Raw genomic sequence first — 13,644 nt, 5'->3', positions numbered from 1 at the left:
GACTCATTTTTTTCGATTATTTATTTTTTTAGGTCTTCAATTGAGTTAACGTTCTTCATGTACTTCGGAACAGCTAAGCCAACTTTAGCTTTGTCAATACTGGTACCAACGATTTCAACGTTGTTTTTGTACTTCTTGTACATCGGTGCCATCGTTGTTGGCAACCAACCAGCAGTTGAAGCGTCGGCCGATCCAGTTGAAAGGGCCGTCCACATTGGTTGAGCTTCCATTGCTGAAAGGGTTGGTTTATAACCCTTCATCCGTAGCAGTTGAGCAACCACGTTGGATGATGACAATTCAGAATCCCAGGAAACGAGGACCAGTTTAACGGGTTGACCGTGTCCCTCAGGAACACCGTTAAGCCACTGTTTAACTAGTTCGGGGTGTTTATTGATGAATTCTTTTGAGGCTTTTTCAGCATTTTCACCCTTATCAATCTTAAACATGACTTCACTCATTAATTCGTCGTTCCAGTGGAATTGTCTGAGAAGTTTTGTTGCTCCAGGATTTTTCTTTTCAAATCCCTTGTGGATGATAGTTTGAATGTGTTCACCCTTACCATAAGCGTTCTTTGGATCTTTTAAGAACTTGATGGGATACTTTTGAAACATCCAGTGCGGGGTCCAACCAGTAATTACGATTGGTTGTTTGTACTTGAGCGCTTTATCAAGAGATGAAAGCATGGCAGCAGTAGAACTAGCCTGAAGTTGCCATTTTTCCTTCTTAAGTCCATAGGTGTTTAACGCCTTGGTGGTTGATGACATGATTCCGGCTCCGGAATCAATTCCGGTTATTGTGTAGTTAACTTGTGGTCCAACTTTAGCGTTGGGATTGTACTTTGGTGGATTTACACTACATGCGGTTAGAGTTACCGCTAAGAGTAACGCGGAAGTGATTCCTAGAATCCATTTTGTAAATTTTTTATTCATTATTTATTTGCTCTTGCATCAGCTTTATTGGCACCACCAAGGCCTTTACTGATTTTATCAAGAACAATGGCAAGAATAACGATTGCGATACCAGCTGCAAAACCAGTACCCACATCATTTCTACCAACGGCAAAGTAAACGGCTTCTCCAAGCCCCATTGTCCCGATCATTGAAGCAATAACTACCATTGAGAGGGCAAGCATGATTCCCTGGTTAATCCCTGACATAACGGTTGGTTTTGCTAGTGGGAACTGAACTTTGAAGAGTTTTTGCCATGCGGTACAACCAAATGATTCTGATACTTCAAGGTATTCACTTGGGACTTGTCTAATTCCAAGGTTGGTCATGTTGACGATTGGTGGAATTGAGAAGATTACGGAAGCAAATACACCAGGAACTTGACCGATTCCGAATAAAGCAACGGCAGGGATCAAGTAAACGAAGGCTGGCATGGTTTGAAGAAATGACATGATTGGACTCACAATGGTTTCCACAATCTTACTTTTGGCCATCCAGGTTCCAAGTGGAACTCCAATGATGACGATTAAAAGACAGGTTGTCAGAACCAAGTCCAAAGTTTGAGTCATGTCCCGCCAGTATCCTTGGTTCCAGATTAAAAGGAAGCCAAGAAGTTCAAAGAGCATGAAGCCCCAGTGCTTTGTTTTGCGAAATAAGAACCATGTTCCAAGTAGGATAATGACAATAAACAACCAAATTGGGATAATGTCAAAAACCCATTGGATTCCGTTCATAACGGTATTTAAGAAAAGCGTAATTGCATTAAAGAAACCAGCAAATCCAGTTAACCAAGCAAAAAAGTCATTGACCCACTTGGCAATCGGAATTGCACCAATGCTAGCGATAGATAACAAACTATTCATTGGTTATCTCCTCCTTTCTTCGTAGCCATGGCATCAAGAACGGCACTTCTTAAAATAATACCCTTCAGATGTTTTTCGTCATCAACCACCGCGTATGGGATTGGTGATTTAGAGATGGCATTGAACAAGTCACCGATTGGTGTACTTGGAGCAGTAGTTGGAACATTTGTTTTTAATGCGATGTGAAGATCTTTTTCGTGTTTATCAATCATTTCGTTGACATCATCAGCGTCGACAATTCCAACGAAGTGGTCTTGTGAATCAACAACAAAGATACTTGAGATTTGGTCTTCCTTCATCCGACGAAGGGCTAACTTAGGACCGTCTTTTTCGATATTAACTGTATTTGGCTTAACCATGACGTTGTATGCGGTAAGAATCTTAGAACGATCAACGTTTTCGATGAATTTCTTAACGTAATCATTTTTAGGATGATCAAGTAAGTCTTCTGGTGTATCAACTTGAATGACGTCGCCATCGTGCATCATCATGATCCGATCACCAACTCTTAGTGCTTCATTTAGGTCATGACTGATAAAGATAATGGTCTTATGCAACTTCCGTTGTAGTTCCAATAATTCATTCTGCATTTCCCGCCGATTCAATGGGTCAAGAGCTGAGAAAGCTTCGTCCATCAAGAGAATATCAGGATCATTGGTAATGGCACGAGCTAAACCGACTCGCTGTTGCATTCCACCAGATAGTTCAGTTGGATAACTATCGTCGTATCCGTGAAGACCCACCATCTCTAGTGATTCATGGGCCTTTTTTTCACGTTCTTCTTTGTCAACGTCTTGAACTTCAAGTCCAAAAGCAGCATTTTCAAGGATGGTACGGTTAGGAAGTAAGCCAAAACCTTGAAATACCATACTCATTTTTTTACGACGGAGGTTAAGTAATTGTTTCTTATCAAACTTCATGATGTCTTCCCCATCTAAGTAGATGGATCCAGAAGTAGGGTCAATCAAGCGATTAAACATTCTTAACATGGTTGACTTACCCGAACCAGATAGTCCCATGATAACGAAAATTTCGTTGTTTTTAATTGAGAAGTTAGCATTATCAACTCCAACGGTACTACCAGTTTCTTCAAGAATTTGAGCCTTATCTTCTCCCTTAGATAAAAGTTCTTGTGCTTTTTTAATATGAGGACCAAAGATTTTAGTGATGTGATCAACTTTGATTTTTTCATTATTATTTTGAGCCACAGAACTCCTCCTTTCGATTAACACTGACAATTAAAGTAAAAATATCTACATTAACCAACTTAACAAGTACAACCGTATATGTCAACTTTTCTACCATTTATAAAGCGCGGCACACCGGTTTTTACGGGTTCTATGTCCTTACTCTGATGTAGGTTCTCGTAATGTAATTTTATTTTAAAATTAATGTTAAAAGATGAGAAATGTGTTAGAAGAATTGTCCGATCCCATAGTGAATGATCATGGTAATGATTCCCACGATGACGTTTCTAATTACCGCAATCTTCACCAGACCATTCCCAAGTTCGGCACTTAAGAATCCGGTGATAGCTACAGCAATGATGACAGCTATGATGGTTCCAGGCCACTGAAGTCCGACGGGAAGCAGCGTCATGGCAAGTAGTGGGAGAATTCCACCAAGTGCAGCAGAACACAGCGACGAGAAAGCGGCACTCCACGGACTTAGATATTTCCCTAACTGAAGGTCATATTTGACGCTCACTACCGTTTCAAGCGGTTTTTTTGATAATAGATCCTTTGCAATTTTAGTTGCCGTTTCTTTACTAACCCCACGGCTCATGTAAAATTGAACGACACTTGCCATTTCATCATCGAAATTGGTTTTTAAAAGCTTGCTTTCGGTTTTAACGGCCGCTTCCTCAGTGTCACGTTGGGAACTTACCGAAGCATATTCTCCTCCTGCCATTGAAAAGGCACAGGCAAGCAGATCCGATAGTCCGGCAATGAAAATAGTGAGGGGATTCGTAGTAGCTACGGCAACTGAAAAAAGAACTCCAACGACGGTGAGAATTCCATCATTTGATCCGAGAACGCCAGCACGGAGATTGTTCAATTTCTCATCCATGGTATTGTCGTTATTATCTTTTAGTTGTTTCTTTAAATGAAGACGCATCTGCTTACCTCCTAAAATGCTAATCCGACTAAACGACCAACAAGATAGGCAACGGTCATGGTTACTAATCCCGAAATGACGTTTCGTATTAGTGATTTAGTCCGGTTAGCGTTTCCAAGAATGGCAGCAACGTATCCGGTGATTGAAAGTGCCAAGACGATGGCAATGTAGGTTCCAAGCACGCGATATTGCGCTGGTGCAACGAAAATAGTTATCAGGGGAAGAATTGATCCAGTTGGAAACGAGATCATTGATGCGATGGCAGCGGCATAAGGATTAGTGAAATCATTTCGATCAAATGAATATTTTTCACGAACCACGGTAGTGAGGGGATCCTTTTGCATCATTTCGGAAGTGGCTCGTTCGGCCAAGGCGTTTGCCATTCCGGTTTTAAGGTACTTATTTTTAACGAAGTTAAACTCGTCATCATAATGATTTTTAAGGCCTTGTTTAACGAGATCAATTGCCTGACGTTGTGAATCCTTCTGGGTGTTAACCGAGACGTATTCTCCCATCGTCATGGATACCGTTCCGGCAAGCATTCCCGCTAAACCTGAAATTAGAATTGCCCAATTACTAGTTGATGCACCAGCGACCCCTAGGACAATTCCAGCAACCGATAGGATCCCATCATTGGCACCCATAACACTAGCCCGCAAAACGTTGATTTTCTGGGCAAGCGATGTTTTCATTTTTGACATAACTGACTCCTCCAGTTTATAATGATTATAATCTAGCTCAACTACTATTTTACCGCAATAACTTGACATAGTAAACACGAAAGAGAAATTAGGCATAAAAAAAGCACCATGAACAAATGTCATGGTGATCGATTTTTGAAATAAAATTAGTTTTTTAATTAGTCCTTTGATGAAGTTTTGGACATTTCAACAACTTTTTGGTTGTTGCTCTTGTTTTGATTCTGTTGGTCCTTTTCCTTTGCTTGACATTCTTTACAAATTCCATGAACTTCAACGTTTGAAACTGATGGATCAAATCCAACCTGTTTGGTTGCGTCCTGTAAGTCTTTATCAATTTGCTTGAACTTTGGATCATCAATATCAATAATTTTTCCACAGGTATCACAAATGGCGTGAAAATGGGGATGACTGTAAAAGTCATAGCGATATCCACCATCTGGATTTGGCAATTCAATCACGATTCTAAGCTTTTTAAATAAACGTAAGTTATTGTAAACAGTTGCCATACTTAGGTTGGGAAAGGTTTCTTCCAAAAAATGGAAGATGGTCTCAACTGAAGGATGGTTATTGTGATCGATAAGGTACTTTAAAATAATTTGTCGTTGCGGGGTAATTCGGACATTGTTACTTTTAAGAATGTCCATGGCTTTCCCATACGCTTCTTTCTTCTCTTTTTCATTCATAAATATGCACTCCCATACATTATAATGTTACTCTTTTATTTCAATAATCATTCTAGTAGCTTATGGAACACAATTCAACTGAAATCACTGAAATAATTGAAATCTAGCGGATTTCGGGGATCGGCCTACTTGAGAGAAACCTAATCTTTTTATTATACCTATAAGATTATGCTGATTATTATTTAATAGAATAGAGATGTTTGGCTGTTTTAATTCTTGAAAAGTAAACTTAATCATGTGATTTAATAATTCGGAAATTAGATCCGGAGCAATTCCGACCTCAAAGATAAAGTAAAACTGGGGTTGGTTATTGTCTAAATTACTGATGGCAAAGATTCCGAGTAGAGTATGAGTGTTTTTGTCCAACACTCCCCAAATCAGAGCCTGAGATTTCATGATTTTACGCATGTCAAGATTAACTAGATCGGCTGTTCTAGTGGGGTTATACTCACCATCCAGGCGAACATTGGCAATTGTGCGACCATTTAAGAGTGAGGTTATTTCGCCAAGATTCATGGTAGTCAGCCAATCCATTTCAAGGTGAGCGGTAAAAATTGGGTGGTAACTTTCAAGTTTCGTCATGGTTTTTCTCCTTTATATTATTCCAAAATTGTTTGATGTCATGCTCGAGTTCATGAGGGTTGTGAGCAATCTGATAATTTTTCCATTGTTGAGGATAAAGGTTTGTGTACCTTTTCTGGGTAAATCTTTGATCCATTAATACAACGATTCCCTGATCATGCTTACCACGGATGAGACGTCCGGCAGCCTGAAAAACGTTGTTTAAGCCCGGTAGCTGATAGGCATATTCAAATCCGTGACCATTTTCGGCATCAAAGTAGTCCCGAATCAGGTTGGTTTCTGGGTTAAGTCCTGGAAGTCCAACCCCAACAATCCCAACCCCAATTAATTTAGCACCAACCAGGTCAATTCCCTCCGAAAAGATGCCACCAAGAAGGGCAAATCCGACAACAGGATGGTCGTTTGGCTGATTGAATTGATTGATAAAGCTGGAACGCGCTGCTTCGTTCATGCCGGCTTCTTGCTTGATTGTTTTAACCGTGGGGTGTTGCCTGTTAAATTCATCGTAGATTTTTTCTAGGTACACCCCCGATGGAACAAAGATCAGGTAGTTGCCGGCTTTTCCGCTGATCATTTTGTTGACGGTATCAACAATCTTAGGGATGCTTTGGTCACGTTTTTGAAACGTAGTATTGATGTAAGAAGTGATGATGATATTCTGATTTGCTTTTGGAAACGGGGAGGGCAGTTGATACTTCAAACTATTGTCTTCGTCACCGAGAACCTTGGCATAGTAGTTCATCGGTGAGAGGGTGGCCGAAAACAACACTGCTCCGCCACCAAGGTTAAGGGTCTCGGCTAGATTGTGACTTGGATCCATACAGAAGAGACGAACAGTCGTATTCTTACCATTGATGAGGATTCTCGTTTTGTAATTTGGACCATAGTACTCGTTGATTTTGAGGTATCCCGTACACTGAAAGAAAAAATCAAGCACCAAGTCCAGGTCATCACCGTCGTCTTGTTTTGCGATCCATTTCCGGAGGACCTTGACTACGTTAGTGACTGCTTTTGTAAATTTATCCAGTGGATCATCGATTGATACTTCTGATTGATGATCCTCCTTTAGTGGTTTGGCAATTGCATTAAATTGACGTTTGAGTGATCGTAACTTGGTTAAGACCTTTGCGTTTTGTTCCTTGTTTTTTGATAGAAGCTTGATAACTTTTTCTAATGGTTCAGATGATATTTCGGTTGAGTACATGTCACGGGAACGATCGACTAGGTTATGGGCCTCATCAATCAGGTAAAAATTCTGATAGTCTTGCACCTCAAAGAAGCGTTGAAGGTGGACCTGTGGATCAAATAAGTAATTGTAGTCACCAATGATAACGTCACAAAAAAGGCTGATATCAAGCGAGAATTCAAAGGGATCAAGTGTGTATTTTTTTGCGTACTTTTCTACCACGTCACGCGTGATCTGGTGATTATTTTTTAAAATATCCTTTAGGGCTGGTTTTAAGCGATCATAGTAGCCAATCATATAGGGATTATCCTCTGGTGATTTGTCACGTTCATCATCAAACGTAATCTTGTCCTTAGCGGTAAGGGTAATGCTTCGAAGTCGTAATCCATGATTACTCATGAGATTAATGGCGTCTTCAGCAACTCGTCGAGTACTTTGTTTAGCCGTTAAGTAAAACACCTTGGAGATAAGGTCATTTCCCATGGCTTTGATGGTAGGAAAGAGGGTTGAGATGGTTTTACCAGTTCCAGTTGGAGCTTCTGCAAACAGGTGGCGGTTAGAAGCGACGGTCTTATATACCGCAGCTGCCAGTTCATGTTGACCCCTTCGATACGTTGGGAAGGGAAATTGAACTTTTTTGGCGGTGATTCTTTTTTCTTCATTTAACTGGTCTTTAAGTTCAAGCCATTCCCCAAATTCGTGAATTAAGTTGTCAAAGAAACGTTTGGAATCTTCGTATGTAATGGAACGTTCCTTTTGTGTAATTTCTTCTTCAGGGGTCTGGACGTACGTCAGCCGCATGGTGACTGATTTGATTGAGGGATGTTCCGTCATTAGTAAATAGGCATAAGCCTGTACTTGTCCCCAGTAAAGAATCATTTTGTTTTTTGGAATATCGTTAAACTCAATGTCAGAGGTTTTGATTTCTTCGATTGTGGCTGATTTATCACTCATGATGACACCATCGGCACGACCATGAACCAGAAAATCAGTCTGATTAACCTGGACTTCTTTTTCTAGGTAGTACTCCTTTTCATAATTACTAGGACGATTTTTTTGAATTTTCCGGTGGATTTTAGTGCCAGCTTGAGCCGTGTTCAGACTACTAAGACTACTATTTAGATCTCCGCTTCGAAGTAAAAATTCAACGAGATCTCTGACTCCAACTTTATTCACTATTTCCACCTCCTTTTTTTCAATAAAAAAACAACTTCAAACGAAGTTGTTTTATTCTTCACGCCAACGATTGAACTCGTTTGCATGAGACCCTAAGTAATTCATTGCCTCTTTGGTTAGCCGATCAACCTCAGTTTTTGTTTGATCAGGCATTACGTGATAGAAGTTGCAAACATATCCTTCAGCAATGTCTTCGTATTGTTCTCTTCGTCCGTAGCCAGCATCGTTAAATAATTTATCTAATCCTTTGACGTCGTTTTTACCGGCTTCATAGACTTGCTGAGCTAGATTAGTTTTGTTTTCACCTAACATTGTAGCGGCATATTTTATGATAAAATCATTCATATCAATGATGATGTTTTGGCGTTGTTTACGTTCTATTTTCTTCTTCGACATATTTTCACCTCACTATTAGTTTAAAGCATTCGCCCAATAAATGAAAATAGAAAGTGAAAGCTTAAAAAGAACGCAAAATTTATGTTATGATAAGCGCACTAAACTTGGTCGAATCCATACATGTGATAAGATTAAACTGATGTTATTAGAGAAGCGGGTGATTGTTTGGATAATTCAGTTAATCAAGTTGTTAAGGACTTGAAGTATTCGATGAATAACAATTTATTGGTAAATTTGACCCAGCAAAATACAACGGTCTTCTATACTGGCGTGGTCGTTGCCCTTGATGCTGCCGGTGCAATTTTGATCACGTACGATGATTACGGGCTTGCTAACGGACTGGTCTACGTTGTTTACGGAGATATCGATGATATTGACTTTCAAAGTGAGGACCTCACCAAGATGGAGGGACGTATCCGAATGTCTCGTCAATTAAAACTGAACGGAACTAAGCAGGAAGTAATGAAGCTTAATTCTAAAAATGATCTGTTGACCCAGATTTTGGGCAATTCATTTGTCGACCAACAAGCGGTGATGGTGGTAACTCAAGACGGCAATTCCGTTGAAGGGTTCATTAATTCATTGTCGGACTTTGAATTTTCCCTTTCCGTTGTTGATAAATTCGACAACGAAAATGTGACCCATAAGACCATCATTAAACCGTTGGTTCGTTCGGTTGAGTTTCTTGGAACCGAGTTAAAGTTATTAACGGATTCTAAGTCAGTTTTATTTGCCAAACACATTGCCCCGAAAGTCATCGACGGACAATTAGCCATTGAAGCCAACTTGTACTCGGCCATGGAAACAGGGAGAAGAATTGTGATGATACCGAAGATTCATTCTGATTTGTTTTTCATTGGTCAGGTGAAAGCGGTTAATTCTGATTCCGTTATGTTTTCGTTGGTTGATATGATGGGACGATTTGGTGGATATGAACTCATTAAGATTGATGAGATTGATAAATTAGTGATTAAAAGTGATTATTTGCGGCTAATTAATCACTTCGTGTCCATCAATTCGGCTAATGGGGTCTTCGTTCAACCCGTGTTAAATAATGATCGAAGTTTTGATTCGACGATTAATCTATTTGAAGCCACGATTCAAATGGCCATCAAATTTCAACGGGTGGTTAGAATAAAAATGAATGACGGCCAATCTTACCTCGGATTTCCCGTGAAGTACGAGCATGGTCAGATAACAGTTCAAATCGTTGACAAAGCGAAATTATTCGTTGTGAATAATCAACTCATTAATCTTGGAGATATTGACGAAATTGCTTTTGGTTACCTTGACTCATATCTAATTGAGCAACAAATCGGATAAAAAAACGATGGCTCTTATAAAAGTCATCGTTTTTATTTGTTATGAACAATAAACTGCTTAATTATTTTTACTTCATCCTGAGTAGGCTGAATTTGCATACTCTTGATGGCATGAAATCTCTCCACCGTCATGTGTAGGTCAACGGCCATTTGGTTGTCAGGGATGTCATGTTTTTCTTGGAATTTAATTAGATCGGTTGCTACCTGACTAAATTCTTCTCCAATTTTCATTTTGCTTCCTCCTCTACTTCGCTTACTTGACTCTATTATACATTAATTTATTTATTTGAGACAAAGAATACTAGAGCAGAAGCAGAACTACTTGAAGTAAGATGACGTTAAAAACAAAGACGAGCCAGTCCACCTTTGTGATTTTAATGGTCTGATAAAAAGTTCGGGGCTGACCTTCGACAAAACCATGTGATTCCATTCCTTGTGCTAAGTTTTCCGACCAGCGAATTGCTGATAAAATGGCTTTAAAGTATAGGGTCGGTGACCACCAGTGTAATTTAACTCCCCGCATCAAACTAGCAGTTTTAATCTTATTAACTTCGGTTTGAATTTCTGGTAGAAGGTTGAAAGCCGCCATTGCCCCATAAACAAATTTACTTGGGAGCCGGAGATTTTGCTCTAGCGAATTAACCAGTTCGTATAATTTAGTGGTTAACGTGAAGGCCGCTCCATAGACGATGTAAACGTAGATCCGAGTAAATAATAGGATTCCCGCGTGCGTGCTTTTAGCGTATAAAATCTGGGATATCAGTAACCCGACCGCAGGAATGAAGGCAATCAGAAGGATCCACAAAAGATGCTTGAAGTTTACGTGTTTCACTATGAGATAGGCGAGTCCACAGACGATTAGCACACTGTTACCAACGATACTGGTAGTGAAAGAAACTTCTAGGGCAATGATCAATACCAAAACGAATTTTAGACTAGGATTCATGAACATCCTCCTTGTAAGTTAATCGATGATTGGCAAGTTCAATAAAGAAATCAGCATTTTCGACGAGGTCGGTTCGTTGATGGGAAGCAAAAATAATGGTTTTCCCGTTCTTAGCCTCGTTCTCAAGGATCCGCGAAATAATGACGGTTGATTTTTGGTCAAGACCAGCGAATGGTTCGTCAAGCATGAGGATGGGCGCATCCCGAATCAACATAATCACGATCTGGAGTTTCTTCTTTTGCCCACCACTTAGTGAATAGACAACCCGATTCAAGAGATTATCAAGATGTAGGGCCTTTAAGAGGTCGCTAATTCGGTCATCAGTCCATTGTTTGGTGATGGCATTTTTCTTGGCTAGAGTCAGTTCGTCTTTAAGCGTGATGGTTAAAAATTGGTCTTCTGAATTTTGAAAAATCAGGTTTTCGGACTTCATGAGAGAGGGAAGGGATGATTTTTTAATGTTATGATTCATAATTTTGACGACCCCGTTGTACGAATGGAGGCGAGACAGCGCCTTAAAGAAGGTGGACTTTCCACTTCCATTCTTCCCATTTAGGTAAGTGATTCCGGGATACAGGTCAATGTTTTCTGGTTCAATCAGATTTTGATTACCGTTCGTCATGGAAAAATTTAATAAATTAATCACGGGATCGTTATCTGACATAATCTTGTAGTGGATCTCTTCTTTAGGGTCGTTTGCAAGTTCATCTTTAATCTGATCAGCTGGAACCGCTTGAACAAAGCCAGCTTGGACGTTAAAGAAATGATCAGCCACGTCGAGATAGTCAGAAAGATTGTGGTCAGAGATAATGATGGTCCGATTACTTTTTTTCTTTAACTGGATTAGACGTTCGATGATGTCTTTTTTGCTATCAACATCAACGTTACTAAATGGTTCGTCCAGTAAAAGGACGGGACGTTTCATCGCAACTGTCACGGCTAAGGCAACTTTTTGCTTTTCGCCACCCGACAAGGTGGTAATGGCCCGATTTTTAAGTTCACTAATACCACAAAACTTTAAAGCAGAGTCAATCCGGTTGGGCATTTTAACAGGGTCAACGTGAAGGTTGCCAAGGGCAAAAATGAGTTCTTCTTTGACGGTCTTCATCGCAAACTGATGGTTTGGATCCTGAAATAACATGGCTGGTTTTTCATCCATGTCAATTTTTCCGGTTAGTTGGCCTTTGCTATATTTTGGATACAATTGAGCAATTAGTTTTAAGAGGGTGGTTTTTCCACTACCAGTGGGACCAAACAGGAGATTGATGCTATTTGGTTCAAAATTTAAATTGACCTGATTTAGAATTTTATCCTGCTCAGGATATGAAAATGATAGATTTTTAATTGTTATCATTGATTATTCTCCATAAAAAAAGACGTTTCAAGCGCGAGTGCGAGAACGTCCAGCTGATGTATCTAAGCTCAATCTTATCTTCCCTGCGCTGGCATTGTCCAAGTCAGGTTCAACGGGTATAATCTCAGCCACTCGGCACCCCTATGTTTAATTAAACTTAGTATATCAAAGATGGCATAAAAATCAATTTTCAATTAGAATAGGGAAGATAGGAAAATGAAGCGGAGGATACTTTCATGAATTCATGGTGGAATCTTATAGGTGTAGTTGCATGGATAGTTGTGTTAATCGTGTTGATCTTTATGATTAAAAATATTCGATCACGACGAATTAAGATGATTATCGAGGATAAAAAAACTTTTGAATGGCGTAATTTTTTGATATCAATTGGCGAAATTGTTTTTTTTGTTTTGCTGCTGACTTTGATGGTATATACGACTTTCTTCAGAAATATTACTAAAACCAATAATCGAAACGTGATTACGACGTCTCAAGTCGAACCATTGATTATTCAAAGTGATAAGAATGGCTCCTACTACGTAAAGGTTGAAGGTAATAGAGGACCGATCCAGCAGTATTCGTTCTGGCTAAAGAACATTAAGTATCAACTGCCAAGTACGAATGCTCAGGTAGTTACTACGCGTGGAAACGCTGAAGTCACTGGCCGTAGTTACAAGTTGAAGCATAAAAACATCAAGTTAAATGACGAGCATTTTCAAAATGCGTGGGCCAAGGTGGTTACCCTGAGATACAAAGGAAACTTTTGGAACGGTTTGGGGATGCATGCTGGTAAGGATGCTAACCAATTCATCTTAATCAGAGTTCCAAACAAGACATTTGTGCAAAAAGAAAAATAATTAACTAACCACCGATAAGCACGTATCGGTGGTTTTGTTTAAATTGAGGTGTTTAAAATGAGTGAAAAAATTCCAGAGACAATGGATGAAATTAAAAATTTGTTAGACGAACTAAAAAAAGAGGGCAAAACGATTACACTGGATGAGCTGATCCTTGATAACGTCGAGGAATTAGCTCAAGCCTATCTAGATGCGGCGGAAGAAGGCCATTATGACTCTGTAAAAGTGGTTGATGATAAGACAATTGAATTTGTTAGCATCACTGGGAAAACGGTTGGAAAATACGTTTCTAAAGGACAAAGTTTAATTGACGACTTTAAGGACAATTCGCTAAAGTTAGAGTTAGACCTTGAGGCAAGCGCAAATAAGGTCGCAAATGAATAATTTACTTGCAATTTACTGTGTTTATCGATAGCATAGTATTTGTTAAGCGCCCTTAGTGTAATGGATAGCACATGAGATTTCGGTCCTCATGATCCGAGTTCGACTCTCGGGGGGCGCATATATTGCTTA

15 protein-coding genes, 1 tRNA gene and 1 riboswitch are annotated in these 13,644 nt (G+C 39.6%); of the genes, 4 read left to right on the top strand and 12 right to left on the bottom strand.

Features of this window, described 5'->3' with window-relative positions:
- Window positions 1-20: 20 nt before the first annotated feature.
- From AC6UD6_RS00840 to AC6UD6_RS00800, 9 genes are all read right to left on the bottom strand, one after another.
- The gene (locus tag AC6UD6_RS00840; RefSeq protein WP_500693467.1) at window positions 21-929 is read right to left on the bottom strand and encodes a glycine betaine ABC transporter substrate-binding protein; all 909 of its coding nucleotides are present in this window, start codon (window positions 927-929) and stop codon (window positions 21-23) included.
- The gene (locus AC6UD6_RS00835) at window positions 929-1,810 is read right to left on the bottom strand and encodes an ABC transporter permease (protein WP_500693468.1); all 882 of its coding nucleotides are present in this window, start codon (window positions 1,808-1,810) and stop codon (window positions 929-931) included. The genes AC6UD6_RS00840 and AC6UD6_RS00835 overlap by 1 nt, the downstream gene beginning before the upstream one ends.
- On the bottom strand, window positions 1,807-3,018 hold the full coding sequence (locus AC6UD6_RS00830; protein WP_500695291.1) for a quaternary amine ABC transporter ATP-binding protein: 1,212 nt from the start codon (window positions 3,016-3,018) through the stop codon (window positions 1,807-1,809). Before AC6UD6_RS00830 ends, AC6UD6_RS00835 begins: the two co-directional genes overlap by 4 nt.
- A gap of 205 nt (window positions 3,019-3,223) precedes the next feature.
- Window positions 3,224-3,928 carry a VIT1/CCC1 transporter family protein gene (locus tag AC6UD6_RS00825; RefSeq protein WP_500693470.1) on the bottom strand — a complete coding sequence of 235 codons (705 nt, stop codon included), beginning with the start codon at window positions 3,926-3,928 and terminating at the stop codon, window positions 3,224-3,226.
- A gap of 11 nt (window positions 3,929-3,939) precedes the next feature.
- On the bottom strand, window positions 3,940-4,629 hold the full coding sequence (locus AC6UD6_RS00820; RefSeq protein ID WP_500695290.1) for a VIT1/CCC1 transporter family protein: 690 nt from the start codon (window positions 4,627-4,629) through the stop codon (window positions 3,940-3,942).
- Between the two features lie 158 nt (window positions 4,630-4,787).
- Window positions 4,788-5,312, bottom strand: a complete 525-nt coding sequence (locus tag AC6UD6_RS00815) for a Fur family transcriptional regulator (RefSeq protein WP_500695288.1) — start codon at window positions 5,310-5,312, stop codon at window positions 4,788-4,790.
- Between the two features lie 84 nt (window positions 5,313-5,396).
- A complete protein-coding gene (locus AC6UD6_RS00810) occupies window positions 5,397-5,894 on the bottom strand; it encodes a GNAT family N-acetyltransferase (protein WP_500695286.1) in 498 nt (165 codons plus the stop codon).
- Window positions 5,881-8,259, bottom strand: a complete 2,379-nt coding sequence (locus AC6UD6_RS00805; protein WP_500695510.1) for a helicase C-terminal domain-containing protein — start codon at window positions 8,257-8,259, stop codon at window positions 5,881-5,883. Before AC6UD6_RS00805 ends, AC6UD6_RS00810 begins: the two co-directional genes overlap by 14 nt.
- A 48-nt stretch (window positions 8,260-8,307) precedes the next feature.
- The gene (locus AC6UD6_RS00800; protein WP_500693474.1) at window positions 8,308-8,652 is read right to left on the bottom strand and encodes a hypothetical protein; all 345 of its coding nucleotides are present in this window, start codon (window positions 8,650-8,652) and stop codon (window positions 8,308-8,310) included.
- Window positions 8,653-8,817: 165 nt separating this feature from the next.
- On the opposite strand from AC6UD6_RS00800, the gene AC6UD6_RS00795 reads away from it, so the two are divergent.
- On the top strand, window positions 8,818-9,975 hold the full coding sequence (locus tag AC6UD6_RS00795; RefSeq protein WP_500695284.1) for a hypothetical protein: 1,158 nt from the start codon (window positions 8,818-8,820) through the stop codon (window positions 9,973-9,975).
- Window positions 9,976-10,007: 32 nt separating this feature from the next.
- Here AC6UD6_RS00795 and AC6UD6_RS00790 read toward each other — a convergent pair whose 3' ends face one another.
- The 3 genes from AC6UD6_RS00790 to AC6UD6_RS00780 all read right to left on the bottom strand — a co-directional run bounded on the left by AC6UD6_RS00790 (window position 10,008) and on the right by AC6UD6_RS00780 (window position 12,274).
- A complete protein-coding gene (locus AC6UD6_RS00790; RefSeq protein ID WP_500693476.1) occupies window positions 10,008-10,205 on the bottom strand; it encodes an LBP_cg2779 family protein in 198 nt (65 codons plus the stop codon).
- A 70-nt stretch (window positions 10,206-10,275) separates the two neighbouring features.
- A complete protein-coding gene (locus tag AC6UD6_RS00785; RefSeq protein WP_500693477.1) occupies window positions 10,276-10,920 on the bottom strand; it encodes an energy-coupling factor transporter transmembrane component T family protein in 645 nt (214 codons plus the stop codon).
- The gene (locus tag AC6UD6_RS00780; RefSeq protein WP_500695283.1) at window positions 10,910-12,274 is read right to left on the bottom strand and encodes an ATP-binding cassette domain-containing protein; all 1,365 of its coding nucleotides are present in this window, start codon (window positions 12,272-12,274) and stop codon (window positions 10,910-10,912) included. Before AC6UD6_RS00780 ends, AC6UD6_RS00785 begins: the two co-directional genes overlap by 11 nt.
- 63 nt (window positions 12,275-12,337) lie before the next feature.
- A riboswitch (TPP riboswitch) is annotated at window positions 12,338-12,427 on the bottom strand.
- 83 nt (window positions 12,428-12,510) lie between these two features.
- On the opposite strand from AC6UD6_RS00780, the gene AC6UD6_RS00775 reads away from it, so the two are divergent.
- The 3 genes from AC6UD6_RS00775 (at window position 12,511) to AC6UD6_RS00765 (ending at window position 13,633) form a co-directional block, all read left to right on the top strand.
- Complete coding sequence (locus tag AC6UD6_RS00775; RefSeq protein WP_500695281.1) at window positions 12,511-13,131, top strand: LVIS_2131 family protein; 621 nt, start codon at window positions 12,511-12,513, stop codon at window positions 13,129-13,131.
- A 57-nt stretch (window positions 13,132-13,188) separates the two neighbouring features.
- A complete protein-coding gene (locus AC6UD6_RS00770) occupies window positions 13,189-13,515 on the top strand; it encodes a hypothetical protein (protein ID WP_500695279.1) in 327 nt (108 codons plus the stop codon).
- Between the two features lie 46 nt (window positions 13,516-13,561).
- Window positions 13,562-13,633 (top strand) — tRNA-Arg (locus tag AC6UD6_RS00765).
- Window positions 13,634-13,644 lie beyond the last annotated feature (11 nt).

The sequence above is a fragment of the Fructilactobacillus sp. X8R2C1 genome (genome assembly GCF_059900955.1).
Note: the sequence above shows the minus strand (reverse complement) of the source record. Positions and strands in the feature narration are given on the sequence as shown.